Raw genomic sequence first — 25,518 nt, 5'->3', positions numbered from 1 at the left:
TGTACCTCCCTTCAGGCTTTCCGGCCGAACAGGTGGTTCAGGGTCCGGCGGGCTCCGGTGGTCCGGTGCTGCCGGAAGTCACGGGCGAGGCGCTCGCGGCGGTAGTTGACCTCGGCCTTGACCGTTTCGTTCGTGTACATGGGGTTCTCCTTGGTTGTCGCCGGCTTCCTGCCGACATCAGTAACTCTGGTCTTCTGAGGTGGCTCCGCACATCGGAACTCCTCCCTATCCCGGCTCCCTAGGGGGTCCTAGGGAGCCCGGACCGGCACCTAGGAGGTGCCTGGGCAGGTGCTCACATCGCTGGGCGGGCGCGGAGTTCGGGGGCGCAGGGCTCAGGGCGCTGCGTCTTCGGCTTGCGCTGGAACCAGAGCGGACGCTGGTACGAGCGCCGGAGCTTCTCCTGGCGGTACCGGGTCTCGGCCTGGATCGATTCTGGTGTGAGGAAGGACATGACCAGAGAGTGCTCGTCTGAGGAGGAGGGCCGCATCGGCACAACTCCCTATGCCGGACTCAGGCCGTTCCGTAGTCCAGCGTCAGCTCGAAGTAGGAGGGGTCGAGCAAGCACTCTGCGTACTCGGCGAAGCGGTCGTCGGCAGTCCAGCTGGTCCGCTCGGTGCGCAGGAACCAGGCGCCGGTACGACGCTTGAGCAGCTTGGCCTCGTCGGCGTCGAGCGTGTGGCCGCGGAGCCGCTGCTGGCAGTGGTCGGGGTGGAGCCCGGCGCGGGTCAGCGTGAGCGCGATCGAGTCGCTCACCAGACCGCGCCTCGGCAGATCGCGCAGGGGCTCCAATACGGGGATCCAGCTGCGTTCCCAGGCGATCGGCTTGCTCTTGGTGAGCTGCAGCCGCTCGATAACGATCAGTTTCTCGGTCCGGTCGGAGCGGTGTGAGGTGTGCTCGTGGGCGATGCGGATGGTTCTCAGCTCGACCTCGAGGTCCGGGTCGGCGGGGGAGTGGGTCCAGCCGAGGCGGCCGTCGAGGGGGCGGCCGTCGAAGATGACGAACGAGCCTTTGCCGGTGCGGGTGCTGATCAGGCCGTCCTCGGTCAGCTGGGCCAGTGCCGTGCGGACCGTGTTCCGGCTGACGCCGAACCGGCGGGCCAGTTCGACCTCACCGGGTAGGCGGGCGCCACGCCGTACCAGCCCGGCGCGGATCTCCCGATCCAGGACGGCCGCGACGCGCTCGTGTTTGAGCCCCTCGGCTCGGGGCGGTGGGGTGCGGGAGGCCTCGGTCTGCATCTAGGCGACGGCCTCCTGGCGGCGGACGGCGCGGGTGCCGGCGAACAGTTGGACGACGAATCCGAGGGCCAGTGCGACGAGGACGCCGAGGTTCGCGTAAGCCCAGGCGCCGTCCTTGGCGCCGAGGCCGAACGGGTCCAGCAGGTAGCCCTGCCAGGTCAGCCAGGACGCGTACGTGTTGACGACCAGGCCCCAGCCGATGCCGGTGGCAACGATCATCGTGAGCACCGGCAGCCAGCGGACATCGCCGTACCGGCCGATCGGGTCGTAGAGGTCGCGCTCGGCGTAGTCGCGGCGGCGGACGGCGATATCGGCCAGCATGATCCCGCACCAGGCCGCGATCGGGACGCCGAGCGTGATCAGGAAGCCCTGGAACTGACCGAAGAACTCAGCTCCGAAGAACACCACGTAGATCGTCCCGGCGATCATCACCACGCCGTCGATCAGCGCGGCGACGTACCGGGGAGCCGGCAGGCCGATCGACAGCAGGGCCAGACCGGACGAGTAGATGTCGAGGACAGCGCCGCCGACCAGGCCGAGGACGGCGACGATCACGAACGGGACCAGGAACCAGGTCGGCAACGCGGCGGCCAGCGCACCGATCGGGTCGGCGCCGATCGCTTTGCTGAGGTCCTTGGAGGAACCGGCGAGCATGAGACCGACGAACAGCAGTACGACGGGCGCCACCGAACCGCCGAACGTTGTCCAGCCGACCACACCGCGGCTGGACGAGCGGCGCGGCAGGTAGCGCGAGTAGTCGGCGGCCGCGTTCACCCAGCCGAGGCCGAAGCCGCTCATCACGAAGACGAGCGCGCCGATCACCTGCTGGGTCGAACCGCTCGGGAGTGCGGAAACGGCGCTCCAGTGGATCTTGTCCGCGACCAGCGCGATGTAGACGACGGTCAGTACGCCGGTGACCACGGTGATGATCGTCTGCGCCCGCATGATCAGGTCGAAGCCGAGGACGCCGCAGACGACGATCAGCGCGCCGACGACGAGCAGCGCGATCACCTTCGTGACCGTGCCACCGCCCCAGCCGAGCCGCTCGAACACGGTCGCCGTGGCCAGCGTCGCGAGGATGGTCAGCACGGTCTCCCAGCCGACCGTCAGCAACCAGGAGACGAGCGACGGCAGCTTGTTGCCGCGAACACCGAAGGCCGCGCGGCTGAGCACCATCGTCGGCGCCGAACCGCGCTTGCCGGCGAGCGCGATCAGCCCGCAGAGCAGGAACGAGAACCCGATCCCGATGGCGCCGGCCACGACCGCCTGCCAGAACGAGATCCCGAACCCGAGTACAAACGCGCCATAGCTGAGCCCGAGCACCGACACGTTCGCCCCGAACCACGGCCAGAACAGCTGTCGCGGCCGGCCTTTCCGGTCCTCGTCGGCGATCACGTTCAGCCCGTTGGTCTCAACGCTGAACCCGCGGGTCTCCACCTGCTCGGACATACACGTCTCCTGGGGGAATGAACCTGTTCAGTCCTGTTCAATCACGGTAGTCGAGAATGCAAGGTATGCGAAGCGCGGCAGTGGACGGGTTCGAGCTCGAGTACGACCGTGCCGGAGAAGGTCCGGCGGTGGTGTTGCTGCACGGCTGGCCGGGGGACCGCACCGACTACCGCGTGTTGGCGCCGATCCTGGTCGAGCGTGGCTTCGAGGTCGTCGTACCGGACTTGCGTGGTTTCGGTGGTTCTTCGGGAAGCTCCGGTGATCCCGGCCAATACGGCGCACCAGGGCAGGCGCGCAGTGTCGTTGGATTGATCGACGAGCTGGGTCTCGACCGTCCGGTGCTCGCCGGGTACGACGTCGGGAGCCGGGTCGCGCAGGCGATCGCGCGAACGCGACCCGAGCTGATCGACGGACTCGTCGTCGCGCCGCCGCTTCCCGGGATCGGCAAGCGGGTCTTCTCCGAGCACGCACAGCGTGAGTTCTGGTACCAGTCGTTCCACCGGCTGCCGCTCATCGAGGAGCTGATCGACGGCAAGCCGGACGCCGTCCGCTCCTACCTGAACCACTTCTGGCAGCACTGGTCCGGCCCTGACTACGTGCCCGACATCGACCACCTCGTCGAGGTCTACTCGGTCCCAGGCGCCTTCACCGCATCCCTGAACTGGTATCGCGGCGGCGCCGGAGCAGTCGCCGTCTCCGCGGCCGAAACGGCGCCCGCGTCGTACGAGCGGATCAACGTGCCGACCGTCGTACTGTGGCCGGAGTTCGACCCGCTGTTCCCGCGGGCGTGGTCCGACCGGCTCGACGACTTCTTCAGCGACGTCCGCCTCCGCCTCGTCGACGGCGTCGGACACTACGCCCCCCTCGAGTACCCGGAAATCCTCGCCGAAGAGATCGCCGGACTAGGCTGACCCCATGTCCCAGACCGACCTGCCGCTGCCGGCCGTGCGCCCGGCCGTGGGCGCGCTCGCCAAGCTGGCGCCCACCCCGGTCCGGTACCTGCTGAACTGGGGCCGGAAGTACTCCCTGTGGGTGTTCAACTTCGGCCTGGCCTGCTGCGCGATCGAGTTCATCGCGGCGTCGATGGGACGGCACGACTTCATCCGGCTCGGCGTCATCCCGTTCGCGCCCGGTCCCCGGCAGGCCGACCTGATGGTCGTCTCCGGCACCGTCACCGACAAGATGGCGCCGGCCATCAAGCGGCTCTACGACCAGATGCCGGAGCCGAAGTACGTGATCTCGTTCGGCTCCTGCTCGAACTCCGGCGGCCCGTACTGGGACTCCTACTGCGTGACCAAGGGCGTCGACCAGATCATTCCCGTCGACGTCTACGTCCCCGGCTGTCCGCCGCGCCCGGAGGCTTTGCTCCAAGGCATCCTCAAGCTGCAGGAGAAGATCGCCGGCGAGCGCCTCGCCGACCGGTACGACGAACCGTCGGCCGCCGCCCTCACCCGCGACCTGGTGCTCCCCGAATGAGCGACGCTCTCGACGCGCTCACCACCGCCGGCATCGAAGCAGTTGCCGCGGCCAGCTTCGGTCCCACGGCGATCGACGTACCGGCTGCTGCCTGGGTCGCCGCCCACGAGGTCCTGCGCGACAGCGTCGGCTTCACCTTCTTCGACTTCCTCTCGGCCTCCGACGAACTCACCGACGGCTTCCGCGTCGTGACCCACCTCGCCGACTTCTGGGGCGGCGCCCACGTCGACCACGTCCTCGTCCGCACCCTGATCCCGCGCGACAACCCCCACCTCGCCACGCTCTCCGACCTGTACGCCGGCGCCAACTGGCACGAGCGCGAGACCTTCGAGATGTTCGGCATCACGTTCGACGATCACCCGAACCTCGTCCCGCTCCTGCTCCCCGACGGCTTCGAAGGCAACCCGCTGCGCAAGGAGTTCATCCTCGCCGCCCGCGTCGCCAAGCCCTGGCCCGGCGCCAAAGAACCCGGCGAATCCGACCACGCCACCCCCACCACCGGCGCCCCCAGCCGCCGCCGCACCCTCCCACCCGGCGTCCCCGACCCCGACTCCTGGGGCCCCCGCCCACCCGGTTCCCCAGCCCCCGACCCCTTGGCCCCCGCCCAAGCCGCCTCAGCCCCCGCCCGCCCCCGCCGAGCCGCCGGCGAACGCCGTACCCGCAAACAAGCCGCACCCACCCCGGATGGCGCTCCGCCTGAGCCGACTCCTCCTGCGGACGCCGCGCCTCCCGACACGACACCGACAGACTGACCCCGTGCGGGATGAGGATCGCCGATATGGCGATTAGTGCGGCTGAGTTGGCCGGGTCCACGCTCGAGCGGCAGCATCCGTTGACTCGTGGGTGGGTGGATGACGAGACGCGGCTGCGGTTGCTGACGGAGATGCACGAGGATCCGGACATCCTGCTCGCGAACTCGCTTGAGATCGCCGAGCTTCGGGCCGAGCGGTTCGCACCGGGGCAAACGCCGGAGTCGATGCTCAACTATTGGCATCCGGCCGGCGACCTGACGGCGATGTTCAGCATGCGGTTCAAGGGCGGCGATCGCACGAAGCCGTTCGTCGACGCCACCGCGATGACCCGTTCGCCGCAACCAGCTGATCTCCCGGCGCTCGCGGCGACCGCTCGTGAGCTGTACGGCGTGCACAACCCGCGCTACCTCCGGCTCTGGAGCGCCGACCCGAACTCCCCGGCACCGAGCCCGACCGCCGCTTCCTCGCCGCCCCCATCAGCGAGCTGCGGCCCACCGACGTACCGAGCGGCCTGCAACTCCAGCAGACCGCAACCGTCGACCACTACACCGAGGCCCAGCAGGCGTACGCCGATGTCGACGCCGAGCACCCGCATCACGTCGAAGAGGCAAGCATCCAGGACCTCGATGACCTGCAGGAAGCAGCCGACGAGGGCCTCCTCTTCGACGTCATCGTCCACGGCGAATGGGCCGGCTACGCCGCCGCCGTCATCAAACCCGAAGACTCCCTAGGCCTCCCCGCCTACGTCGTCCGAGAACTGATCCTCACCCGCAAGCATCGAGGCAACGCCTACGGCCCCCACCTCAGCCGCCTCCTCGCCGCCGCCCTCCCCGACCCGAACCACATCCTCATCGGCACCATCCACGCCGCCAACCAAGGCGCCCGCACGGCCGCCCTCCGAGCCGGCCGCCACGAAATCGGCGCCTGGTTCCAGCTCCCGCTCACCTGACCGCGTACCGACGGACTGTTACTACGTCACGCCTGCCGCCAGATTTGCCGCGGTTAAGCGCTTTCACGCACGGCCGGCCACGCGCATCACCAGTCCTTATGTACGCCACCGAAGTCGGCGGCGTGGTCTCGGGCCCAGCTGGCGAAGGTCAGGGCGGGGCGACCGGTGAGCTGGGCGACGGTGGCGGTGACGGGCTCGGGAGTGTGGACGAGCGTGGACCAGTAGGTGACCGCGCTGTCGGCGAGCAGCGGATCGGCGCCCTGGGCGAGCATCTCCTGACGGGCTTCGTCGTCGGTGAGGGGTTCGATGCGGATGGGGGTGCCGGTGAGTTCCGCGATGGTGGCGATCTGGTCTTCCTGGGTGATGGTCTCGGGGCCGGTGATCTCGTAAGCCTGGCCGACGTGGTGATCGTCGAGCAGCGCCAGTACGGCGACCGCCGCGATATCGCGCTCGTGGATCAGCGACCGGGCGGCCTTGGGGTAAGGCAGCCGTACGACGCCAGCGCGGATCTGCTCCGCCCACGCCAACGTATTGACGGCGAACCCACTCGGCCGCACGAACGTCGAGTCCCGCGACCGCAGCAGCTCCTCGATCTCACCCCAGAACCCACCCCCACCCAGCGTCGACAGGTACACGACCCGCCGAGGCAGCTCCGCCACCACAGCCGCAGCACCCTCTGCCGAGTACCACGGCCACAACAGGAACGCCGCGTCCGCGCCGACTGCAGCCCGTCGTACCGCGTCTGGATCGTGCAGGTCACCCGCCACCACCGAGACCGAGGCGGGCAGCCCCGCAGCCGACGGCGTACGGACCAACGCGCGGACACTGACCCCCGCGGCCAGCAGCCCGGCGACGACATGACGGCCCACTCGGCCGGTGGCTCCGATGACAAGAACTGTGCTCATGACGCCCACCCTCTGACCTCAACGGTGGTTCAGGTCAAGCAGGAGTCGATAGGGTGCGGTCATGCTGGAGTTCGTGGTGCGGGTGGTCGGCGTGATCGTCGCCTTCCTGGTGGCGCCGCTGGTGGTCGGTCAGGCCGAGCACAAGGTGATGGCGCACATGCAGTCACGGCTCGGCCCGATGTACGCCGGTGGCTTCCACGGCTGGGCGCAGTTGGTGGCCGACGGGGTGAAGTTCGTCCAGAAGGAGAGCGTCGTCCCGGCGGCGGCGGATCGCCGGGTGTTCGAGTGGGCGCCGTTCGTCGCGATCCTGCCGTACATGGCGGCGCTGGCCGCGATCCCGATCGCGCCCGGCATCGTCGGCGCCGATCTCGACTCGGGTCTGTTCTTCGTGCTCGCAGTGATGAGCGTCGGCGTCCTCGGTTCACTGATGGCGGGCTGGGCCAGCGGCAACAAGTACAGCCTGCTCGGCGGGCTGCGGGTCGCGGCGCAGCTGATGAGCTACGAGCTCCCGTTCGTCCTGTCCGCAGCGAGCGTCGCCGTCGCCGCCGGCTCCCTGAGCCTGACCGGCATCGCCGACGCCTGGAACCCGTGGTGGCTGCTCTGGCAGCTCCCCGGCCTGATCGTCTTCTTCATCGCCGGTCTCGCCGAGCTCCAACGCCCGCCCTTCGACATGCCAGTCGCCGACTCCGAGGTGATCTTCGGTCCCTACACCGAGTACACCGGCCTCCGCTTCGCGCTCTTCCTGCTCGCCGAGTACGCCGGCATCGTCATCCTCTCCGCCCTCACCGCCGTCCTCTTCCTCGGCGGCTGGTCGGGCCCCGGCCCCGACTCGATCGGCTGGATCTGGACCATCCTCAAGACCGCCGTCGTCGCCTTCGCCGTCATCTGGGTCCGCGTCTCCTTCCCCCGCATGCGCGCCGACCAGCTCCAGAAGCTCGCCTGGCAGGTCCTGGTCCCGGTCGCCCTCGCCCAGCTCGCGATCACCGGTATCGGCGTCGTCTTGACCTAGAGCGCGCTCCAGCAGGCAGAGTCGCTCAGCATGATCCAACGGACTCTCGCCGCTCGCAGGCCGGTCAGCGCTCTCTGCCTCGGCGCCATGAACTTCGGCACCACCACCGCCCCGGAGACGGCGTACGCGATCCTCGATCGGTTCGTCGAGGCCGGCGGCACCTTCATCGACACCTCGAACAACTACAACCAGTGGCACGGCGACGGCGGCGAGAGCGAGGAGCTCCTCGGCCGCTGGATGCGCGACCGAGGCAACCGCGACCAGCTCGTCATCGCGACCAAGGTCGGAGCACGCTCGACCGTTCCGGGCGACCCCGCCGACCAGCACTGGCAGGGTCTGAACGCGGACACGATCGCGAGCGCGGTCCAAGGCAGCCTGTCCAGGCTCGGCACCGATCGCATCGACCTGTACTACGCACACATCGACGCCCGTTCCATCCCGCTGGACGAAACCGTCGGCGCCTTCGGCCGGCTCGCCGCGAGTGGTGTGGTCGACCTGGTCGGCTGCAGCAACACGGCGGCTTGGCGGCTGGAACAGGCCCGCCGGTACGCCGCTGATCAAAACGTCGAGCCGTACTCCGTGATCCAGCAGCACTCGACGTACCTCTGGCCGAACCCCACCGTCCCCACCCAGCTCCGCCTCGGTTCGCCGTTCGTCACCATGGCGAACGTCGAGCACTTCGACTACCTCGCCGAGCATCCCGACCTGACGCTGGTCGCCTACGCCTCGCTCCTCGGCGGCGCGTACGCCGGTCGCCCGCTTCCCGCCGACCGCGGCTACGCCCATGCCTCGGCGTACGTGCGTTTCGAGGAACTCCGCCGCGTCGCCCACGAGGTCGGTGCCACACCCAGCCAAGTTGTCCTCGCCTGGACGCTGCACCGGCCACAGGTCGTCCCACTGTTCAGTGCTTCCAGCCTCGCCCAACTCGACGAGGCACTCGCAGCCGTGCAACTCCAGCTCTCCGACGAGCACCTGCACCGCCTCACCACCGCCTAAGGAGTGGCGAGGGCCTCCGTCGGGGAGAGCCGGGCGGCGCGGATGGCGGGGTAGAGGCCGGCCAGGCCGCCGATCACCAAAGTCGCTGCGATGCCGCCGGTCAGCGCCCAGAGCGGGATGACCGTCAGCCAGTTCTGGTACGACGCATAGGCCGTCGTGACCGCGGTCCCGAGAAAGGCCCCGCCGAGGCCGCCGAGCGCCGACAGCAGCAGCGACTCGGTGAGGAACTGGGTGCGGATCTGGCCGCGAGTCGCGCCGAGGGAGCGGCGCAGGCCGATCTCGGAGCGGCGTTCCAGGACGGAGATCACCATGATGTTCGCGACGCCGACCCCGCCGACGAGCAAGGCGACCGCGCCGAGCCCGAGCAGCAGTCCGGTGAACGCCTGACCGGCGGCCTGCTTCGCGGCGAGGGCGTCCGACGGCCGCGAGACCTCGACCTCGTTGGGTGCTTCCGGGTTGGCTGTTGCCCCGAGCACCGATCGCACGGCCTCGACCTGAGCGTCGTCGGAGCGGGTATAGATCGTGGTCGGGTGGCCGTCGAAGTCGAGCTTGCTGCCCGCGGCTTGCCAGCCCATCAGCGCGGCCGCGTCCAGCTCCGGTGCGAGCGCAGCAGGTTCGAGAATGCCGAGCACGGTGAACCAGACGTTGCCGATCAGCACCTGCGCGTCCGGACCCGCTCGCGTGACCCCGAGCCGCTCGGCCGCACTGGCGCCGAGAACGGTAGCCGGATAGCGCCCGGTCGCCGCGTCGAGCCACTTGCCGCTGCGGACGGTCGCGCCGACGGTGTCCAGCAGGTTCGGGCGGGCGGCGTACGCGATGATGCCGTTGGTCTCGACGACCGGGATCTTGTTGGTCCGATAGACCGAAGCGCCGTCCACCGTTCCGACGGCCGACTCGGCCTGCACAGGGGCGATCCGGCGCACCATGGCTTCCGCGGTGAGCGGCAACTGTGCCTGCTCGCCAGTCAGCCGAACGCCCGGTGCGACCGTGAGCAGATTGGTGCCCAGGGCATCGAGTTGACCGTCGAGCTCGGCCCGCGAGGACGACGAGATGCCGACCACCGCGATCATCGCGGCGATCCCGATCGCGATCCCCAGCGCGGACAGGAAGGCCCGCATCGGCCGGGTCCGCAGCCCGACCGCGCCGACCCGGACGACGTCGCGCAGGCCGAGTCGAGCCGGTCGCAACTCACTCATGTCTCCTCCAGGATCAGGCCGTCGCGCATCCGCACCTGACGCGGCAGCGCCGCGGCGATGTCGCGGTCATGCGTGATGACGACAACCGTCGTACCGCCGGCATGCAGGTCGCGCAGCAGCTCCATCACGCCGGCACCGGACACGGAGTCCAATGCGCCGGTCGGTTCATCAGCCAGCAGTACGGCGGGTTCCCCCGCGACCGCGCGTGCCACGGCGACCCGTTGTCGCTCGCCGCCGGACAGCTCATGTGGTTCGTGGTCCATGCGATGGCCGAGTCCGACTCGCTCCAACGCGGCCGCCGCCCGCTTCCGCCGTACCGACGAGCGGAGGCCGGAGTAGAGCAGTCCGTCGGCCACGTTGTCCAAGGCCCGAACGCCGGAGGCCAGATGGAACTGCTGGAACACGAACCCGATGCGCGTTGCCCGCAACGCCGACAGACCCGCGTCGGAGAGCCGCGCGACGTCGTACCGGTCGATGCGGACGGTGCCGGAGCTCGGGCGGTCGAGGGTGCCGAGGACGTTCAGCATCGTCGACTTGCCGGAGCCGGACGGGCCGACGATCGCGACCAGTTCGCCGCGGTCGATGCGCAGGCTGACGCCGCCGAGCGCGGTCACCCCGCCCGGATACACCTTCGTCACCTCGGTCAGTTCGATCATTTAGGAATCCCGACCACGGTGCCGGCCTTGATCCCGGCGCCGCTGACCTCGACCTGACCGCTCGCGAACAGCCCGGTCTTGACCGGCACGTACGACGACGCCGTGCCGTCGGTGACCTCGACGCCGAAGCCGCCCTCGCGCAGGGCGACCAGCGCTGCGACCGGGACCGTCAGCACGTTCTTGCGCTCGGAGGCGGTGAAGGTCGCGTCGACGGAGGCGAGCGCCCAGGACGCGACGGCCGTCTGGTTGTCGATGGCAACAATCACCTCGATCTTGGTCTCCGGGTCCTTGTCCGGGCTCTCGGCCGGGATGATCACGGTGGACACCTTCGCCACCCGGCCTTCGACGGTCTTGCCGTCCGGCAGTGTGATTCCGACCTTCGCCTTGAGCTGCGCGAGCCGCTGGTCGGCGGCATCCAGCTGCACGGTGACCGCCTTCGTCGTCCCGGTGTAGGTGAGGACCGGCTGGTTGGGACCGAGCGGCGAACCTTCCTGCGCCTGCACGCTGTGCACGCGGATCCGCGCCGGAGCGAAGAGGACGGCGCCGAGCTCGACCACGCCGGTCTCGTCAACGCCGAGGTCCTCCTGCCATTCCTCGACAGCCTCGGCGGTGAGCGACGTGTACTCGTCGTCGACGGTGAAACCCGTGTAGCCCATCGCCTGCAGGTTCTGCTCGAGCTGCCGGACGTCCGGCCCCTCGCTCCCGTCCGCAAGCCGCCGGTACGCCGGGAGAGCGCCGTACAGGAGGGTGGTGGGTTTGTTGTCGACGCTGTAGACGGTGCTGCCGCGGCGGAGTTCCTGACCGCTGTCCGGCAGGCTGGTGATCGTTCCGGCGGCCCGGTTGACCGCGGTGGCCGTCTCACCGAAGCCGAGTTCACCGTCTTCGGTCTCGGTGTCCTTGAGCGTCTGTTGGGTGACCTTGTCGGTGTTGACCGGCAGCAGTTGCGCGGTCTGGTTCGGCGCCTGGCCGGCGTCGCCCCGGTTCACCAGGAACGCGCTGAGCGCGCCCCCGGCGGCCAGGACGACCGTAGCCGTCAGTACTCGGCGCATCAGCGCGCCGCCAGGATGCTCTGGCACGCTTCCTGTGCCTTCGGGAAGTCGGGGTCCTCACCGACCTCCGGGCCGATCATGATGCCGCGCTGGCCCGGCTTGGGGTCCGGGAACTTCTCCACGCCGTTCTTGCGCATGCACTCGGCATGCTTGCGGCCGTTCTCCTCCTGCTGGGGATTCGCCTCGCCTTCGACCTGTGGGTTGTACTGCCGGCACGCCTCCATCGCCTTGTCGACCTGCTCCCGGGAGACGCCCGACTTCGAGTCGAACTTGAACATCGGCGGCTTGCCCGGCTCCGGATCCGGCACGTTCAGCCCGTTCTCGCGCAGGCACTGGGTGAACTTCACCGCGCGCTCGCCCGGGCTCAGGCTGGGCGAGGCGCTACTGGGCGCGGTCGGCTGTCCCTGGGACGCGCCGGAGCCCGACGCAACCTGGTTGTCCGGCTCGTTCGCGCCACAGCCGGTCAGTAGTACGACCGCCGCCAGTGCCGCGGCCGCCAGTGTCGTCTTGCGCATCACATCTCCTCTTGCTCGGGTTGTGACGTCAGCTTTCGCGGCAGGGCGTTTCCCCACTGTTTTCGCGAGCGATAACGCGGAGGAAACTTGCCCGTCGGGGATCATGGGGACGTGCGCCTACTGGTGGTCGAGGACGAGCCGCTGCTGGCGGCGGCGATCGCGGAGTGGCTGCGCGACGACTCACATGCCGTCGACGTAGCCGCAGACGGCGGTACGGCGCTGGAACGGCTGGCCACGAACGAGTACGACGTACTGGTGCTGGATCGCGACATCCCCGTCGTCCATGGCGACGAGGTGTGCCGGCAGGTGGTGGAGTCCGGGTCGACAACTCGGGTGCTGATGCTGACCGCGGCGGCGTCGGTCACCGACCGCGTGTTCGGGCTCGGTCTGGGCGCGGACGACTATCTGACCAAACCGTTCGCCTTCGCCGAGCTGGCTGCGCGCGTGCTCGCGCTGGGCAGGCGCAGCCGCCCGGCCGACCCGCCGGTACTGCGGCGGGCCGGTGTCACGTTGGATCCGGCCCGGCACGAGGTGTTCCGGGACGGTCGCTATGTACCGCTGTCGAAGAAGGAGTTCGCCGTACTCACCGAACTGCTCAGAGCCGATGGCGCGACGGTGTCGGCCGAACAACTGCTGGAGAAGGCATGGGACGAGCACGTGGATCCGTTCACCGGAGTGGTGCGGCTGACCATCCTGAAGCTGCGCCGGAAGTTGGGCGAGCCAGGTCTGGTGGAGACCGTCACCGGCGTTGGCTACCGCATCCCCTGACACTCCGGGGCCGACTGACTCTCCTGTACGGCGGTCTGTTCCTGGCAGCCGGCGCACTCCTGCTCGGACTGACCTACGTGCTGTTCGGCGCCAACTTCGGGCAGCAGTACCGAGTGATCGTGCAGGGCACGTATCTGAGCCCGCCGGCGGCAGGTGCGACCGCGAAGCCGCTCCAGCCGAACGAGGTGTTCGCCACCACCAAAGACGGCACTGTGATCACCGGTGCGGCCGCTGAGCAGGCGATGCGCCAGCAACGGGAGCAGGTGCGGCAGGCGGCCACCAAGTCGCTCCTGACCCAGGGCAGCATCGCCCTGGTCGCAGTCGGCGCACTGGCCGCCGGCTTCGGCTGGCTGGTCGCCGGACGTGTGCTGGCACCGCTGCACCGCGTCACGGACACTGCTCGCCGTATCGCAGCCTCACCGGCCGCACTGCACGAGCGGATCGCGCTGCGCGGGCCCGACGACGAGGTGAAGAACCTGGCGGACGCGTTCGACACCATGGTCGAGCGCCTCGACCATTCCTTCGACGGTCAGCGCCGCTTCGTCGCCAACGCCTCGCATGAGCTCCGGACGCCGCTCACCCTCGGCCGCGCCCTGGTCGAGGTGGCCATGCACCGCCGGACCGCGTCCGCCGACGTACGGGAACTGGGCGAGAGCCTGCTGACGATCAACGCTCGCCACGAGCAGCTCATCGATGGACTCCTGATCCTGGCGGACTCCGAGAAGCAGCTGACGACGGTCTACCCGGTCAACCTCGCCGACGTCGTCGACCACGTCGCCGGCCAACTCGGCGCGGAGGCTGCCGCGGCCGGGGTCGAGATCATCCGCGGCCCCGGCGACGCACCGGCCCGAGGCGACGCGCTGCTGCTGGAACGCCTCGTGCACAACTTGGTGGAGAACGGCATCCGCCACAACCTGACTGCGGGGGAGAGATGGGTCCGGGTGCTCTCGCGGACCACTGGTGACCACGTGCAGGTCGAGGTGACCAACACCGGCCCGGAGATCCCGCCGTACGAGGTCGAGGCGTTGTTCAAGCCGTTCTACCGGCTCGGCGCCGAACGCCTGGTGAGCGGGAAGGGCGCCGGACTGGGCTTGTCGATCGTGCGGTCCGTCGCCGAGGCCCACGGTGGAACCGTGACCGGCGTACCGCGGCCGGCCGGTGGTCTGGAGATCACCGTCTCCCTCCCGGCCGACCCGAGTTAGCGCGGCCGCATCAGGACCGGGCGAGGTACGGCGCCGGATCGCCGAACCCGAGATCGGTCATGCCGGCCTTGACGAAGGCGTCGACGACCAACGTTCGGCGGACGGCGGCGAAGGTGAGCACGTGGCCGATCATGCTGCCGTAGGTGGACACCCTGGGCGGTGAACAAAGGGAATCGACGAAGGTCTCGTCGTACGTTCCCTCGGCGCCGACCAGGCGGACCAGTTCGAGGAAGCGGGGACCCGCCGCCTCGTAGCGGTCCCGGAGCTGCCCCAGCGACACGGCCCGGCCGCTCTCGGGGAACTCGAACGGTTCGGCGGCCACGGCCGCGAGCCACATCTCGAGCTGCCAGACCATCCGGTCCAGCATCCGCCGCGGCGTGATCGGCGGTTCGTCGAGATCAGGGGCGGCGAGCTCCTCGTCGAGAACCTCGGGGGAGATGTCGCGGGCGCGATCGATCAGCTCGCCGAGCAGCTTCACGTGGTGCTCGGCGAGACCGGTGACGATGTCCATGCTGGTGACCTTTCGTCGGGCCGGCAGGCGGAGACCTGCCGGTGGATGGAAATGGACCCCGCTCGGCGCCTCGAGGAAGAACGGGTGCGTCGGCTGCCGGCGCCACTGTTTCGGCGTCGTCCCGTACGAGCGCGAGAACGCGCGCGTGAAAGCCTCGTGCGACCCGAACCCGGCATCGATCGCGATGTCGAGAATTCCCCGGCCGGTGCCGGCCAGTTGGTACGCCGCTCGCTCCAGCAGCAACCGCCGCCGCAGCGCGATCGGGGTCTCACCCGCCACCGCCGTCGCGATCCGGTCGCAGTGGAACCGCGACAGGTGCAACCGGCGCGCCAGTTCGGCCCCGGATGCGGACGGGTCGTCCAAACTCTCGCCGACCACGTCGACCAACGTCACGAACAGATCCATACCTAGATCCTGCCGATCCGCGGTCCCGTCATTCTTGACCGCTTTTGCTCACTGTCGGGTCACTCGTACTGCGTGTAGAGAGCCAGGAACAGTTCCCCGGACACGACCCGGAGGCCGACCTGGCGGATGAAGACCGGGCCGGCGGCCTGGGGGTGGACCGGGGCGAGGTAGAGGCCGGAGGCCGGGCCGTCGGCCGGGACGAATTCGTACGACTGGCCGCCCGGCGTGCCCGCAAGCTCCAGGGAGTGTGCTTTCGCGCTGCCGTGCACACCGCAGACCACGAGGTACGGCTCGAACGCCGGGCCTCGGAGTTCGACGATCGCGTCGAACCAGTCGGTGGAGGTCTGCTTGGCCAGGCCCTCGGCCAGGCGATAGGTGCGGCCGTGGAACTGTGCGAAGACCGGCAGCTCGATGTCGTTGAAGCGATGATCGACGGCTCGGGTTTCACCACGGGTGTAGACGGCGGCACCGAGGAGCAGCCCTGGTGGTGTCAGTTCCCGGCCGTTGCCATCGACAACTGTTGCGGCCAGCTGGACCGGTTCACCGACCCGCAAGCCCAGGTTCTCGTGGAGTACGGCGCCGAACCGCTCACCGGGCAGCGGATCGGACACGTTGTCGCAGCCTCGCGTGGTGATCGCCTTCTCGCGGAGCCGCAGTACGACGGCGCCCACGCCGCTCGCCCAGGCGTTGCCGGGGATCGTGCAGAAGACCCGGAAGTCGACCTTCGTGTCGGTCGGGGTCCAGGTGAACGACAACGGCCGATCATCGATCTTGGCGACCTGCAGTTCGGCGCCGGCCACCCGCGCCTGGTAGCGGATGCCGTTCAGCACGTAGTCGTTCGCGGACGGCTTGACCGGGGCGGTCGGCATGCCGTCGCTCGTGGGTGCCGTGACCAGCGCCGGGGGTGGAACCGGCGTTGGGGCCGGCTCGTGGCGATCCAGGACCGGCGTACCGGTGATGACGGCAATCCCCACGGCCAGGCAGGCCGCTGCGCCGGCCATCCCGATCGCGACGCGCAAGCGCCGATCCCGTCTCATTCCAACACCATGCCCGAGTATTAGGGTCGCGGGTATGCCGGGATTCGAGCTGATCTGTGAGGTGGAGCCGCCGACGCGGCCGGATCTGAAGCGGGTGCGGCACCAGATCGGGGTGATGAGTCCGATCGCGGACGCGTTCCTGATCCCGGACAACCACATCGGGCGGGCGACCGTGTCGAGCGTCGCGGTGGCGAACGAGGTGCAGGCGATGGGGTCGCGCGGGATCGCCTGCTTGAACTCACGGGACCGGAACCTGCTCGGTTTCCGACGGGACCTGCTGACGGCGGCGGCGTACGGCGTGGAGCAGTTCCTGTTCGTGCACGGGGACGACCCGGCCGAGGGCGCCCGGACCAGCCAGCTCACGGTGCGCGCGATGATCGAGCAGACCCGCGAGACGACGTACCCGGGCTGCAAGCCGTTCCAGGTGGGTGCGACTACGCGGCTGCGGCCGGTACCGCGGTGGAAAGCTGAGGCGGACTTCCTGTTCGTCCAGATCAGCTACGACGTCGACGAGCTGCTGCGGTGGCGTGAGTCCGTCGACCTGAGCATCCCGATTTACGCCGGGGTGATGGTGCTGGCCAGTCCGGCGATGGCCCGCAACCTGGCCGCGCTGCCGCAGCTCACCATCCCCGACAGCCTGGTCGCAGCCGTCGAGAAGGACCGGGACGCGGGGGTCGACCACGCTTGCGAGCAGATTCTCCGCATCCGTGACTCCGGCGCCTTCGACGGCGTTCACCTGATACCGGTGAGCCGCTACCGTCAGGTCGCAGCCCGCCTGGAAAGTGAGCTGGTCGCACCGGATCGGGGCGGAACCGACTAGTGTCCTGCTAGAACAGGAACTCGACGGGGAGGTGGAGCGTGGGCGTACCGGGCAAGGGTCTGATCGATGGGCTGAAGGTCACCGCGAAGACCTTGGGCCGTCGGTCCGTCACCGAGCAGTATCCAGACGTCCAGCCGGAGCTGCCGCCGCGGTCGCGCGGGGTGATCGCGCTGATGGAGGAGAACTGCACGTCGTGCATGCTCTGCGCGCGCGAGTGCCCCAGCTGGTGCATCTACATCGACTCGCACACCGAGACGGCGCCGTCGGTCGGGGAGCAGGCCCGCGAGCGTAGCCGGAACGTGCTGGACCGCTTCGCGATCGACTTCAGCCTCTGCATGTACTGCGGGATCTGCATCGAGGCCTGTCCGTTCGACGCGCTGTTCTGGTCACCCGAGTTCGAGTACGCCGAGACCGAGCTCCGCAACCTCACGCACGAGAAGGATCGCCTGCGCGAGTGGATGTGGACCGTCCCGGCGCCGCAACCGATCGATCCGGGGCCGGCCGTCACCGCCGCGGAGGGCGAGGCGTGACCACTGCGCTCTTCGCTGTCGCCGGTGCGGTGGCAGTGGCCACCGCCGTGATGGTCGTGACGTCGCGCCGGATCGTGCACGCGGCCTTGTGGCTGGTGGTAACGCTCGGCGCGGTCGCCGGCTGCTTCGGTGCTCTGCGGGCCGAGTTCGTGGCCCTCGTCCAGATCCTCGTGTACGTCGGCGCCATCGTCGTACTGGTCCTCTTCGCACTGATGCTCACCAAGGCCCCGACGAATCCACTGCCCAATCTGACCACCGCGCGCAGCCCGTTCGCGGCCGCCGTCGCGGTCGTCCTCGCGCTGCTGCTCGGCACCGGCGTGGTATTTGCCTTCGGCAACCAAAAGATCGAGCCTGTGCCGGCCGGCTCCGCCAACGCCGTCGGTACGTCGATCTTCAAGACCTGGGTGCTGCCGTTCGAGATCCTGTCGGTGCTGCTGCTGGCCGCGCTGATCGGAGCGATCGCGTTGTCGCAGCGGAAGAAGGAGGACTGAGATGCCGCTGGTCCTCCCGCTGCTGCTGGCGGTCGTCCTGTTCTGCCTCGGCGTGTACGGCGTCCTGTCCCGCCGCAACGCGGTCACCCTCCTGATGTCGCTCGAGCTGATGCTGAACGCGGTCACCCTGAACCTGGTCGCGTTCGACGCCTGGCACCTGGACGGCCTGGCCACCGGGCAGACGCTCGCGGTCTTCGTGATCACGCTGGCCGCGGCCGAGATCGGGCTGGGACTCGCGATCGTGCTGCTGTTGTTCCGCGGCCACGGTCACGTCGACGCGGACGCCGCCCGCGACCTGGTCGAGCACGAGGAGACCACGACGTGATCGCGACCGTCTGGCGGGTGGCCGGCGTCGGCTTCTCGCTGCTCCTGCTACTGATCGCCGCCCTCCTGTACGGCGCCGCTCCGGACCAGGCCTCGTTCCTGAACTCGCAGATCGGCGACCTGACCATCGGGTTCGCGGTCCGCACCGACGACCTGACCGTGCTGCTCCTCGCCGTAGTCGGAGTCGTGGCGACCTGCGTGCAGGTCTACTCGCTCAGCTACCTGCACGAGCGGGCAGCGTCGTACCACGCGCTCGTCACGCTCTTCACCGCCGCGATGGCGACCGTGGTCGTCTCGGACAGCCTGTTCCTGCTGCTGATCGGCTGGGAGGTGATGGGCGCCTGCTCGTATCTGCTGATCGGTCACTACTGGGAGCGTCGCGACGCCCGCTCCGGCGCGGTCAAGGCGTTCCTGATGACCCGCCTCGGCGATGTCGGCTTCCTCTTCGGCATCTTCGTGCTCGGGGTCGGCGCGGGGACCTTCCGGATCTCTGAGCTCGATCCGGCCCGGGTCTCGCCCGGCGCCCTGACGGCCGGCACGCTGCTGCTTCTGATCGGCGTCGTCGGCAAGTCGGCTCAGGTCCCCCTGCAGACGTGGCTTCCGGACGCGATGCCCGGTCCGAGCCCGGTCAGCGCGCTGATCCACGCCGCGACCATGGTGGCGGCCGGTGTCTTCCTGATCGCCCGCCTGTACGACGTCTTCTCCGCTTCGGCGACCACGATGACCGTGCTCGCGGTGATCGCCTGCGTGACGATGCTGTTCGCCGCACTCTGCGCGATGAACGCGGTCGAGGTGAAGCGGGTGCTGGCCTGGTCGACGGTCAGCCAGCTCGCGATCATGTTCTCCGCCCTGTCGCTCGGGACCCGCGAGGGGCGGCACGCCGCGCTGTTCCACCTGGTCACGCATGCCGCGTTCAAGGGTCTGCTGTTCCTTTGCGCCGGGGTGCTGCTGCATCAGGTCGGGAGCGCTGCGTTCGTGGTCCTCCGTCGGTACACGCGCCGTGGCAAGTTGCGGAAGACGCTGCCCGTGACCTTCGTGACGATGACGGTCGGCCTTGCGGCACTGGCCGGCGTACCGGGGTTTGCGGGGTTCTTCTCCAAGGACACCGTGCTCGAGGCCGCCTGGGACCATGCGCACGCGGACGGCTCGGCGATCGGCTGGGTCGTGTTGGCGTCGGTCTCGCTGACCGCGGCGTTCACGGCGTTCTACTGCGCTCGGCTCTGGCTGTGGGTGTTCTTCCGGACGCCCGCGCTGGCCGGCGCGATCGGTGCGTTCGAGCAGGACGACCCGATGGCGGATCTCGAGGACCCGGACACCTCGAAGCTCAAGGACGCGTCCTGGCTGATGCTCGGCCCGCTCGTCCTGCTGGCGGTCGCCGCGATCGCCCTCGGGTACGTCGACGGTCTGCACCTCAACTGGGTGATCGCGCTGGGTTCCACGGTTCTCGTGCTGTTCGGCGTACTTCCGGCGTACTCGCTGTGGTCGCGTGGCGCGGACCCGCGGCCGACCGTGCTGGAGCGTGAGTTCGGGATGGATCGGGCGTACCACGGGCTGTTCGTGGTGCCGGTGCGGTGGCTGTCCAAACTGAGTGTGCTGGGGGATCGCGACGTGATCGGCGCCTACGTGCGAGCCGCCGGCCGCACCGGAACCCTCGCCTCCCAAGGCCTCCGGCTCCTGCAGACCGGCAACGTCCAGACCTATTTGACCGGAGCCGTCGTCGGCGTCGTCGCCCTCGCCATCCTTGCCGGGGTGATCGCCCGATGATCACCGTGCACACCGCTCGGGACAGCTTCGAGGTCGGCGTCCTGCTCGCGATTCTGATCCTGCCGCTGCTGGCCGCGCTGGCGCTCTGGGCGCTGCCGATCCAGCTCGGCGACCGGTTGGCGGCGGCGTACGGCGCGGTCGTCTCCGGACTCGTGCTGGTCGGCTCGGTGCTGCTCTGGCCGCGCTCCGGCGGCTGGTTCGCCTACAGCAGCCAACTCGACGGCGACCCTCAGCTTGGGCCTGGCGACACCATCCACCCGGTCCGTGCCGTCACCGACGTTCCCTGGATCCCGCCGCTGAACGTGCGTTTCCACATCGGGATCGACACGATCTCCCTCCCGTTGATCGTGCTGACCGCGCTGCTGACCTTCCTCTGCTGCATCTACTCGCTGAAGGTCACCCCGCGGGCTGGGCGGCTGCGGTCGCTGATCGCGTTGCTGCTGGTGATCGAGGCCGGCGTCATCGGCGCATTCTCCGCGATGGACCTCGTCCTGTTCTTCGTCTGCTTCGAGATCGTGCTGATCCCGATGTGGCTGATCATCGACATCTGGGGCGACGACCACGACCGGGCCGGGCGTAAGCGGGCCGCGACCACCTTCGTGCTGATGACCGTGTTCGGCTCCGCGTTGATGCTGCTCGGCTTCCTGCTCGTCTATCGGCAGGCCGGCACGTTCGATCTCATGCAGCTCACCAACTCTCCGGTGCTCGGCGGGCACGGCGTACCGCTCGCTGCCGCGTTGCTGATCGCGGTCGGGCTCGCGGTGAAGGTGCCGTTGTGGCCGCTGCACATCTGGCTCCCCGATGCGCATGCGAAGGCGCCGACGGTCGGCTCGGTCATCCTGGCCGGCGTACTGCTGAAGCTCGGCACCTACGGCCTGATCCGCATCCTCGTCCCGGTCCTGCCCGACGCGACCGTGACGATCGCGCCGTACCTGGCCGGCTTCTCGACCGTCGCGATCATCGCAGGCTCGCTGGCCTGTCTCGGACAGACCGATGTGAAGCGCCTGATCGCGTACTCGAGCGTCGGTCACATGGGCTTCATCGGTCTCGGCATCGCCTCGCTCTCGGACGCCGGTATGAAGGGCGCCCTGTTCGCGAACATCGCCCACGGCATCATCACCGGCCTGTTGTTCTTCCTGGCCGGCGCGATCAAGGACCGCCACGACACCAGTGACCTGCGCACCATCGGTCGCGCCCTGTACGCACGGTTGCCGCGCATCGGAGCGTTGCTGACGTTCGCGTGTCTGGCCTCGCTCGGCCTGCCCGGGCTGGCCGGCTTCTGGGGCGAGATGCTGATCCTGCTCGGCGCCTACAATCCGGCGACCTCCTTGCCGCGGGCAACCTATCTCGTCTTCATGGCGGTGGCTGGGATCGGGACCGTGCTGACCGCGGCGTACTTCCTGCGGCTGGTCCGCAACCTCTGCCAGGGTGACCCGGCCGAGAATCCGGCGTCAGCTTTCGCCGTCGACCTGAGCCGGATCGAGCTGATCACTTGGTCGCCGCTGATCGTGCTGATCGTGCTGCTCGGTGTCTGGCCCGGCCTGCTTCTGCACCAGTGGGGGAGCCTGTGACGCTCACGTGGACCGACTGGCAGGCGATCGCCGTACCGCTGGTGCTGGCGCTCGGCGCGGTGGCCGTGCTGCTCATCGACGCGTTCTGGCGCAGTTCTCCGGCGCAGCTCCGGCATACCGTCATCACCTTGCTGACCGGCGCGGTGATCCTGTTCGGGCTGGTCTTCGTCTGGGCGCAACGTGACGACTTCAAACCGGCGTTCTGCCGTCCGGTGGTCGAAGGGCCGGCCGAATGCAGCCTGGTCTTCGAGCCGTTGACTGCGGGCTTGTGGGGCGTGCTTTTGCTCGGCGGGCTCGGGGTCGTCGGATTGTCGGCGTACCGGCTGTTGTCGGCCGACATCCCCGTCGGCGAGTACCACTTCCTGCTGCTCAGCGCGCTGGTCGGCGCGACCACGCTGGCCGGTGCGCGTGATCTGGCGACGGTCGTGATCGGACTCGAGGTGGTGTCGCTGCCGAGCTTCGCGCTGGTCGCGCTCCGCCGCGATCGCCGCGGGTCCGAAGCCGCGCTGAAGGCGTTCCTGGTGTCGGTGCTGTCCACCGCGGTGATGCTCTTCGGCATCTCCTACCTATATGGCGTGACCGGGTCGCTCTACCTGACCACGATCGCGAACCGGCTCAACGGTCTCGACGCGAACCTGAGCCGAGTCGCCTTCGCCGCCGGGCTGTTCGTGGTCGTCGGATTCGCGTTCAAGATCGCGGCCGTGCCGTTCCACGCCTGGCTTCCGGACACGTACGTCGGCGCTCCGGTCGAGGTGACCGCGTTCCTGGCCGTGGTGTCGAAGTCGGCCGGGGTCGCCGGACTGCTCGTGCTGGTGGTGACCGGGATCGCGCCGGACGGTTCGGATCTACGGCTGGTGATCGCGATCCTGGCCGCGGTGACGATGACGGTCGGCAATCTGGCCGCGCTGCGGCAGCGCGAAGCCGTGCGGCTGCTCGCCTGGTCGTCCATCGGTCAGGTCGGCTTCCTGCTCGCCCCGCTCGCGGTCGGCGACGCACAGGCGGTCGTCGGGTATCTCGCGGCGTACGTCGTGGTCACGCTTGGCGCCTTCGGTGCGGTGGCGGTGGTGCAGCGGCATCGGCCGAGCGGGCTGTTGTCGGACTATCGCGGGATGGTTCGGTCCGAGCCGGGGCTTGCGGTGGCGTTGATCTTCTTCCTGGTGGTGCTTGCTGGTTTGCCGCCGGGCCTCGCTGGTCTGTTCACCAAGTTCGCCGCGTTCCAGGCGGTGATCGACGGACACCTTGGCTGGCTGGCGATCGTGATGGCGATCAACGTGATGATCGGGCTCGCGGTGTACTTGCGCTGGGTGGCTGAGCTGTTCCTGCTGCCCGCTGACGATCCGTTCTCGGTGGATATCGAGACGCCGGCCGTTGTGATGGTTTCCCTGTTCGCCGCAGTTGCTGTCGTGGCGTCGGTGCTGCCGAGCACGCTGTTCGCGCTGGCCACCTGACACCTTCCGGCCAACGCCCGGTGGATGTCTGCCGCGATGGTTAGTGTCGGTCGGGTGATCAGACGTGGAGTTGTCGCGCTCATGCTGCCGGTAGCGCTGGCGGTGGTGACAGCATGCGGCGGCGCGGCGGAAAAGACACCCCCGCCGACGGCAAACAACCCACCATCAGCACTCACCACCCCACCTCCGTCCACCCTCACCACCCCACCGCCGTCCACCTCACCGCCCTCCGCCTTTCCCACGGCGAAGGACGGCCAGAACTACAAGGCCTGCAACGACGGCAACTGCGAGGTGCTGATCCGCAAGCACGCCGTCCTCACCCTCAGCGGCCAGAAGAACACCGCGACCGTGAAGGACGGCGGCGTCCGGCTCACCAGCGGCAGCGGTTACGTCAGCCTCAGCGGCCTGGGTGGTTACGTCAGTTGGAGCAACGGCAACGGCCCGACCCACAGCGCAACCCTCAAGGCAGCCGAAGGCGACACAGTCATCATGGTGATCTCCACCCGCCGCTAGGCTGAATCGGTGGACCCTGATGACCCGTCACGACTGGTCGGCGACGACGACCGCAACAGCGCCGTACAGCGCCTGCAGAACGCGTACACCGGAGGGTTCATCTCGCACGAGGAGCTGGACGAGCGCCTGCACCAGGTGCTGACCGCCAAGGCCCACAACGAACTCGAGGTCGCATTGACCGCGCTCCCGGCGGAGCGCCCCGCCACCACGGCGACGATCGGCGCCGCGGGCGGACGCATCCACCGCCGTGGGGTGTGGAAGGTGCCACGCAAGCTCAAGGTCGAATCCGCCTTCGGCCGAGTGCACCTGGATCTGTCCAAGGCGATCTTCGAGGAGTCCGTCGTCGACCTCGAGTTGCAGCTCGGCACCGGCAAGGGGCGGATCACGGTTCCGCGCAATGCGATCGTCGAGCTCGAGGGACTGCAGACCGGCTGGAAGGACGTCCGCTACAAGCCGCGGCAGCCCACCGGCCCCGGCGGACCGACGATCCGGATCACCGGGGCGATGGGGTTCGGCCGGCTGAAGATCCGGCACGCCCGGCGCTGACTGCTACGTGGTCCGGGCGAGGAAGTCCTCGTACTGCGTCCAGACGCGACGCCAGAGCTGGTCGCGTTGCGCGCCGTCGTACTGGGGGAGGGGCAGGAAGAACTCGTCGGCGAGCACCGCGAAGTAGTCGGCCTGGTTCTCGATGATGCTGTCGTCGACATGATCGCCGAACGTCTCCACGCGACTGACTGAGCGCAGTACGACGATCGAGTCGCGCTTGCGCCGGAAGGCCGAGGCCGTCCGGCGGAACGGCGACTGCGGGTCGCCGGACAGCTCGGCGTGCCGGCCGGCGAAGTCGGCGAGCGTGGCCGGTGCGTCCTCGAAGTCCATGCCGAACACACCGAAACGCGGATCGTGATCCATCCGCCAGCCGGCGGTCTTCTCCGACCGCCGCAGAGTCAGATCGAACGGGCTCTGATGAAAGGCACCCGCCTCGAGCGGCGTCGGATGGATCAGCCCGTTGCCGAGACCGGCATCGACCAGCCACACCCGCTCCGGATCCTCGGCCACTCCGCGCACGGTCAGCACAAGATGACCGCCGTCCACGTCACCCGGCAGATTCGGCGTCTGGACGCCTCCGCGGTGCATCGTCACCCGGTAGCCGAGCTCGGTGAGCAGCAGCCTGAGTACGCCGTTCAGCTGGAAGCAGTAGCCGCCGGTCTCGCGGGCGATGATCCGGCGAGCGGTCTCCTCGAGATCGAGCGGCGTACCGGGGGTGAGCTGGTACTGGATCGACTCGTAGGGGACCTGGTCGACGTACGCCTCGTGCAGGCGCGTCAACCCTTCCAGGCTGGGCTTTTCGTCGTGCTCGACGCCGATCCGGCGGAGAAGGGCTGCACTGTCCACGCGTTCGAGGTTATGTCAGCATCGAGGCCATGATCGCTGTTCTGGATCGAACTGCAGCTTTAGGCATCGCAGCAGAGCTGGGCGAAGTGTTCGCCGCAGCCTTCGCGGCCGAGGAACGCGCCGACGCGGTCCGGTTCGCGACCGAGCAGCTGCCGAAACACGCGGCGCGCGACGACTTCCGGCTGGTCGCGGCCCGTACGGACGGCAAGGTCGTGGGATTCGCCTACGGGTTCACCGGTTGGCCTGGGCAGTGGTGGTCGGATCGGATCATCGCGGCGGTTCCGGCCGAGCTGGCGGCCGAGTGGATCGGCGGGCACTTCGAGGTGGTCGAGTTGGCGGTGATCCCGGAGGCGCAAGGACAGGGGATCGGAGCGGCGCTGATGACCGAACTGATGGCCGGACTACCGCATCGCAAGGCTTTGCTGACGACGTACGCCGACGATCGGACCGCACCGCGGCTGTACCGGCGGCTGGGCTGGCAGGTGCTCGTACCGGACCTCGGTTGGGGATCGGCGCTCTACGGCATGGACACCGGCGTGCCCGACGCTGAGTGA

General features: G+C 68.8%; 29 protein-coding genes and 1 pseudogene. 17 read left to right on the top strand and 13 right to left on the bottom strand.

Features of this window, described 5'->3' with window-relative positions:
• Positions 1–11 precede the first annotated feature (11 nt).
• The 4 genes from ABZS29_RS06090 to ABZS29_RS06075 all read right to left on the bottom strand — a co-directional run bounded on the left by ABZS29_RS06090 (position 12) and on the right by ABZS29_RS06075 (position 2,685).
• Positions 12–140 (bottom strand): hypothetical protein, encoded by a 129-nt coding sequence (locus tag ABZS29_RS06090; RefSeq protein ID WP_355459000.1) that lies wholly within the window; start codon positions 138–140, stop codon positions 12–14.
• Positions 141–292: 152 nt separating this feature from the next.
• Positions 293–451 carry a hypothetical protein gene (locus ABZS29_RS06085; protein ID WP_355458999.1) on the bottom strand — a complete coding sequence of 53 codons (159 nt, stop codon included), beginning with the start codon at positions 449–451 and terminating at the stop codon, positions 293–295.
• Between the two features lie 59 nt (positions 452–510).
• Complete coding sequence (locus ABZS29_RS06080; RefSeq protein ID WP_355458998.1) at positions 511–1,236, bottom strand: GntR family transcriptional regulator; 726 nt, start codon at positions 1,234–1,236, stop codon at positions 511–513.
• The gene (locus tag ABZS29_RS06075; RefSeq protein ID WP_355458996.1) at positions 1,237–2,685 is read right to left on the bottom strand and encodes a cytosine permease; all 1,449 of its coding nucleotides are present in this window, start codon (positions 2,683–2,685) and stop codon (positions 1,237–1,239) included.
• Positions 2,686–2,750: 65 nt separating this feature from the next.
• Between ABZS29_RS06075 and ABZS29_RS06070 the strand changes: the two genes are divergently transcribed.
• From ABZS29_RS06070 to ABZS29_RS06060, 3 genes are read left to right on the top strand one after another with little or no spacing between them, the layout of a single operon-like run.
• Positions 2,751–3,596: an alpha/beta hydrolase gene (locus tag ABZS29_RS06070; RefSeq protein ID WP_355458995.1), complete on the top strand. Its 846-nt coding sequence runs from the start codon at positions 2,751–2,753 to the stop codon at positions 3,594–3,596.
• 4 nt (positions 3,597–3,600) lie between these two features.
• Positions 3,601–4,161 carry an NADH-quinone oxidoreductase subunit B family protein gene (locus ABZS29_RS06065; RefSeq protein WP_355458993.1) on the top strand — a complete coding sequence of 187 codons (561 nt, stop codon included), beginning with the start codon at positions 3,601–3,603 and terminating at the stop codon, positions 4,159–4,161.
• A complete protein-coding gene (locus tag ABZS29_RS06060) occupies positions 4,158–4,913 on the top strand; it encodes an NADH-quinone oxidoreductase subunit C (protein ID WP_355458992.1) in 756 nt (251 codons plus the stop codon). The genes ABZS29_RS06065 and ABZS29_RS06060 overlap by 4 nt, the downstream gene beginning before the upstream one ends.
• Before the next feature lie 403 nt (positions 4,914–5,316).
• Here the strand turns inward: ABZS29_RS06060 and ABZS29_RS06055 are convergent, their stop codons facing one another.
• Together ABZS29_RS06055 and ABZS29_RS06050 are read right to left on the bottom strand one after the other, a co-directional pair.
• Positions 5,317–5,592, bottom strand: coding sequence for a hypothetical protein (locus ABZS29_RS06055; RefSeq protein WP_355458990.1), 276 nt, complete (start codon positions 5,590–5,592; stop codon positions 5,317–5,319).
• Between the two features lie 356 nt (positions 5,593–5,948).
• Positions 5,949–6,767: an NmrA family NAD(P)-binding protein gene (locus tag ABZS29_RS06050; RefSeq protein WP_355458988.1), complete on the bottom strand. Its 819-nt coding sequence runs from the start codon at positions 6,765–6,767 to the stop codon at positions 5,949–5,951.
• Between the two features lie 61 nt (positions 6,768–6,828).
• On the opposite strand from ABZS29_RS06050, the gene ABZS29_RS06045 reads away from it, so the two are divergent.
• Both ABZS29_RS06045 and ABZS29_RS06040 read left to right on the top strand, forming a co-directional pair.
• Complete coding sequence (locus tag ABZS29_RS06045) at positions 6,829–7,776, top strand: complex I subunit 1 family protein (protein WP_355458987.1); 948 nt, start codon at positions 6,829–6,831, stop codon at positions 7,774–7,776.
• Positions 7,777–7,806: 30 nt separating this feature from the next.
• Positions 7,807–8,772, top strand: coding sequence for an aldo/keto reductase (locus ABZS29_RS06040; protein WP_355458985.1), 966 nt, complete (start codon positions 7,807–7,809; stop codon positions 8,770–8,772).
• On the opposite strand, the gene ABZS29_RS06035 is transcribed toward ABZS29_RS06040, so the two are convergent.
• The 4 genes from ABZS29_RS06035 to ABZS29_RS06020 are packed head-to-tail and all read right to left on the bottom strand — an operon-like array spanning position 8,769 to position 12,188.
• Positions 8,769–9,968: an ABC transporter permease gene (locus tag ABZS29_RS06035; RefSeq protein ID WP_355458984.1), complete on the bottom strand. Its 1,200-nt coding sequence runs from the start codon at positions 9,966–9,968 to the stop codon at positions 8,769–8,771. The two genes, ABZS29_RS06040 and ABZS29_RS06035, sit on opposite strands and share 4 nt — an antisense overlap.
• The gene (locus tag ABZS29_RS06030) at positions 9,965–10,624 is read right to left on the bottom strand and encodes an ABC transporter ATP-binding protein (RefSeq protein ID WP_355458982.1); all 660 of its coding nucleotides are present in this window, start codon (positions 10,622–10,624) and stop codon (positions 9,965–9,967) included. Before ABZS29_RS06030 ends, ABZS29_RS06035 begins: the two co-directional genes overlap by 4 nt.
• On the bottom strand, positions 10,621–11,700 hold the full coding sequence (locus ABZS29_RS06025) for a peptidoglycan-binding protein (protein ID WP_355458981.1): 1,080 nt from the start codon (positions 11,698–11,700) through the stop codon (positions 10,621–10,623). The genes ABZS29_RS06030 and ABZS29_RS06025 overlap by 4 nt, the downstream gene beginning before the upstream one ends.
• Complete coding sequence (locus ABZS29_RS06020; RefSeq protein ID WP_355458979.1) at positions 11,673–12,188, bottom strand: hypothetical protein; 516 nt, start codon at positions 12,186–12,188, stop codon at positions 11,673–11,675. The genes ABZS29_RS06025 and ABZS29_RS06020 overlap by 28 nt, the downstream gene beginning before the upstream one ends.
• Positions 12,189–12,299: 111 nt before the next feature.
• On the opposite strand from ABZS29_RS06020, the gene ABZS29_RS06015 reads away from it, so the two are divergent.
• Both ABZS29_RS06015 and ABZS29_RS06010 read left to right on the top strand, forming a co-directional pair.
• Positions 12,300–12,956: a response regulator transcription factor gene (locus ABZS29_RS06015; protein ID WP_355458977.1), complete on the top strand. Its 657-nt coding sequence runs from the start codon at positions 12,300–12,302 to the stop codon at positions 12,954–12,956.
• Positions 12,957–13,033: 77 nt separating this feature from the next.
• Positions 13,034–14,158 (top strand): HAMP domain-containing sensor histidine kinase, encoded by a 1,125-nt coding sequence (locus ABZS29_RS06010; RefSeq protein WP_355458976.1) that lies wholly within the window; start codon positions 13,034–13,036, stop codon positions 14,156–14,158.
• Positions 14,159–14,168: 10 nt separating this feature from the next.
• Here ABZS29_RS06010 and ABZS29_RS06005 read toward each other — a convergent pair whose 3' ends face one another.
• Together ABZS29_RS06005 and ABZS29_RS06000 are read right to left on the bottom strand one after the other, a co-directional pair.
• A complete protein-coding gene (locus ABZS29_RS06005; RefSeq protein ID WP_355458974.1) occupies positions 14,169–15,074 on the bottom strand; it encodes an AraC family transcriptional regulator in 906 nt (301 codons plus the stop codon).
• Between the two features lie 59 nt (positions 15,075–15,133).
• Complete coding sequence (locus ABZS29_RS06000) at positions 15,134–16,111, bottom strand: hypothetical protein (protein WP_355458973.1); 978 nt, start codon at positions 16,109–16,111, stop codon at positions 15,134–15,136.
• Between the two features lie 34 nt (positions 16,112–16,145).
• Between ABZS29_RS06000 and ABZS29_RS05995 the strand changes: the two genes are divergently transcribed.
• The 9 genes and pseudogenes from ABZS29_RS05995 to ABZS29_RS05955 all read left to right on the top strand — a co-directional run bounded on the left by ABZS29_RS05995 (position 16,146) and on the right by ABZS29_RS05955 (position 24,118).
• Positions 16,146–16,931 (top strand): methylenetetrahydrofolate reductase, encoded by a 786-nt coding sequence (locus ABZS29_RS05995; protein ID WP_355458971.1) that lies wholly within the window; start codon positions 16,146–16,148, stop codon positions 16,929–16,931.
• 173 nt (positions 16,932–17,104) lie between these two features.
• A pseudogene (locus ABZS29_RS05990) lies at positions 17,105–17,326 on the top strand (4Fe-4S binding protein); the annotation flags it as partial.
• A gap of 131 nt (positions 17,327–17,457) precedes the next feature.
• Positions 17,458–17,952, top strand: a complete 495-nt coding sequence (locus ABZS29_RS05985; protein WP_355458969.1) for an NADH-quinone oxidoreductase subunit J — start codon at positions 17,458–17,460, stop codon at positions 17,950–17,952.
• 1 nt (position 17,953) lies between these two features.
• The gene (gene nuoK, locus ABZS29_RS05980) at positions 17,954–18,277 is read left to right on the top strand and encodes an NADH-quinone oxidoreductase subunit NuoK (RefSeq protein WP_355458967.1); all 324 of its coding nucleotides are present in this window, start codon (positions 17,954–17,956) and stop codon (positions 18,275–18,277) included.
• Positions 18,274–20,040, top strand: coding sequence for an NADH-quinone oxidoreductase subunit L (locus ABZS29_RS05975; RefSeq protein ID WP_355458965.1), 1,767 nt, complete (start codon positions 18,274–18,276; stop codon positions 20,038–20,040). The genes nuoK and ABZS29_RS05975 overlap by 4 nt, the downstream gene beginning before the upstream one ends.
• Complete coding sequence (locus tag ABZS29_RS05970) at positions 20,037–21,611, top strand: NADH-quinone oxidoreductase subunit M (RefSeq protein WP_355458964.1); 1,575 nt, start codon at positions 20,037–20,039, stop codon at positions 21,609–21,611. Before ABZS29_RS05975 ends, ABZS29_RS05970 begins: the two co-directional genes overlap by 4 nt.
• On the top strand, positions 21,608–23,059 hold the full coding sequence (locus tag ABZS29_RS05965) for an NADH-quinone oxidoreductase subunit N (RefSeq protein ID WP_355458962.1): 1,452 nt from the start codon (positions 21,608–21,610) through the stop codon (positions 23,057–23,059). Before ABZS29_RS05970 ends, ABZS29_RS05965 begins: the two co-directional genes overlap by 4 nt.
• Positions 23,060–23,113: 54 nt before the next feature.
• Positions 23,114–23,572 carry a hypothetical protein gene (locus ABZS29_RS05960; RefSeq protein ID WP_355458960.1) on the top strand — a complete coding sequence of 153 codons (459 nt, stop codon included), beginning with the start codon at positions 23,114–23,116 and terminating at the stop codon, positions 23,570–23,572.
• A 9-nt stretch (positions 23,573–23,581) separates the two neighbouring features.
• Complete coding sequence (locus ABZS29_RS05955) at positions 23,582–24,118, top strand: DUF1707 domain-containing protein (protein WP_355458959.1); 537 nt, start codon at positions 23,582–23,584, stop codon at positions 24,116–24,118.
• A gap of 3 nt (positions 24,119–24,121) precedes the next feature.
• On the opposite strand, the gene ABZS29_RS05950 is transcribed toward ABZS29_RS05955, so the two are convergent.
• Positions 24,122–24,964, bottom strand: coding sequence for an arylamine N-acetyltransferase (locus ABZS29_RS05950; RefSeq protein WP_355458957.1), 843 nt, complete (start codon positions 24,962–24,964; stop codon positions 24,122–24,124).
• A 29-nt stretch (positions 24,965–24,993) separates the two neighbouring features.
• Between ABZS29_RS05950 and ABZS29_RS05945 the strand changes: the two genes are divergently transcribed.
• Positions 24,994–25,518 (top strand): GNAT family N-acetyltransferase, encoded by a 525-nt coding sequence (locus tag ABZS29_RS05945; protein ID WP_355458955.1) that lies wholly within the window; start codon positions 24,994–24,996, stop codon positions 25,516–25,518.

This window comes from Kribbella sp. NPDC005582, from assembly GCF_040605415.1.
GTDB lineage: Bacteria > Actinomycetota > Actinomycetes > Propionibacteriales > Kribbellaceae > Kribbella.
The sequence above is the reverse complement of the archived record's forward strand: the minus strand, read 5'-3'. Positions and strand labels throughout refer to the sequence as shown.

Excerpts from the sequence above, each read along its gene's own strand:
- ABZS29_RS06000 (WP_355458973.1), bottom strand. The coding sequence starts at position 16,111 with ATGAGACGGGATCGGCGCTTGCGCGTCGCGATCGGGATGGCCGGCGCA.
- ABZS29_RS05995 (WP_355458971.1), top strand. The coding sequence starts at position 16,146 with ATGCCGGGATTCGAGCTGATCTGTGAGGTGGAGCCGCCGACGCGGCCG.
- ABZS29_RS06065 (WP_355458993.1), top strand. The coding sequence starts at position 3,601 with ATGTCCCAGACCGACCTGCCGCTGCCGGCCGTGCGCCCGGCCGTGGGC.
- ABZS29_RS06020 (WP_355458979.1), bottom strand. The coding sequence starts at position 12,188 with ATGCGCAAGACGACACTGGCGGCCGCGGCACTGGCGGCGGTCGTACTA.
- ABZS29_RS06030 (WP_355458982.1), bottom strand. The coding sequence starts at position 10,624 with ATGATCGAACTGACCGAGGTGACGAAGGTGTATCCGGGCGGGGTGACC.
- ABZS29_RS06035 (WP_355458984.1), bottom strand. The coding sequence starts at position 9,968 with ATGAGTGAGTTGCGACCGGCTCGACTCGGCCTGCGCGACGTCGTCCGG.
- ABZS29_RS06080 (WP_355458998.1), bottom strand. The coding sequence starts at position 1,236 with ATGCAGACCGAGGCCTCCCGCACCCCACCGCCCCGAGCCGAGGGGCTC.
- ABZS29_RS06090 (WP_355459000.1), bottom strand. The coding sequence starts at position 140 with ATGTACACGAACGAAACGGTCAAGGCCGAGGTCAACTACCGCCGCGAG.
- ABZS29_RS06060 (WP_355458992.1), top strand. The coding sequence starts at position 4,158 with ATGAGCGACGCTCTCGACGCGCTCACCACCGCCGGCATCGAAGCAGTT.
- ABZS29_RS06045 (WP_355458987.1), top strand. The coding sequence starts at position 6,829 with ATGCTGGAGTTCGTGGTGCGGGTGGTCGGCGTGATCGTCGCCTTCCTG.
- ABZS29_RS06040 (WP_355458985.1), top strand. The coding sequence starts at position 7,807 with ATGATCCAACGGACTCTCGCCGCTCGCAGGCCGGTCAGCGCTCTCTGC.
- nuoK (WP_355458967.1), top strand. The coding sequence starts at position 17,954 with ATGCCGCTGGTCCTCCCGCTGCTGCTGGCGGTCGTCCTGTTCTGCCTC.
- ABZS29_RS05970 (WP_355458964.1), top strand. The coding sequence starts at position 20,037 with ATGATCACCGTGCACACCGCTCGGGACAGCTTCGAGGTCGGCGTCCTG.
- ABZS29_RS06070 (WP_355458995.1), top strand. The coding sequence starts at position 2,751 with ATGCGAAGCGCGGCAGTGGACGGGTTCGAGCTCGAGTACGACCGTGCC.
- ABZS29_RS06075 (WP_355458996.1), bottom strand. The coding sequence starts at position 2,685 with ATGTCCGAGCAGGTGGAGACCCGCGGGTTCAGCGTTGAGACCAACGGG.
- ABZS29_RS06050 (WP_355458988.1), bottom strand. The coding sequence starts at position 6,767 with ATGAGCACAGTTCTTGTCATCGGAGCCACCGGCCGAGTGGGCCGTCAT.
- ABZS29_RS05945 (WP_355458955.1), top strand. The coding sequence starts at position 24,994 with ATGATCGCTGTTCTGGATCGAACTGCAGCTTTAGGCATCGCAGCAGAG.
- ABZS29_RS06085 (WP_355458999.1), bottom strand. The coding sequence starts at position 451 with ATGTCCTTCCTCACACCAGAATCGATCCAGGCCGAGACCCGGTACCGC.
- ABZS29_RS06005 (WP_355458974.1), bottom strand. The coding sequence starts at position 15,074 with ATGGATCTGTTCGTGACGTTGGTCGACGTGGTCGGCGAGAGTTTGGAC.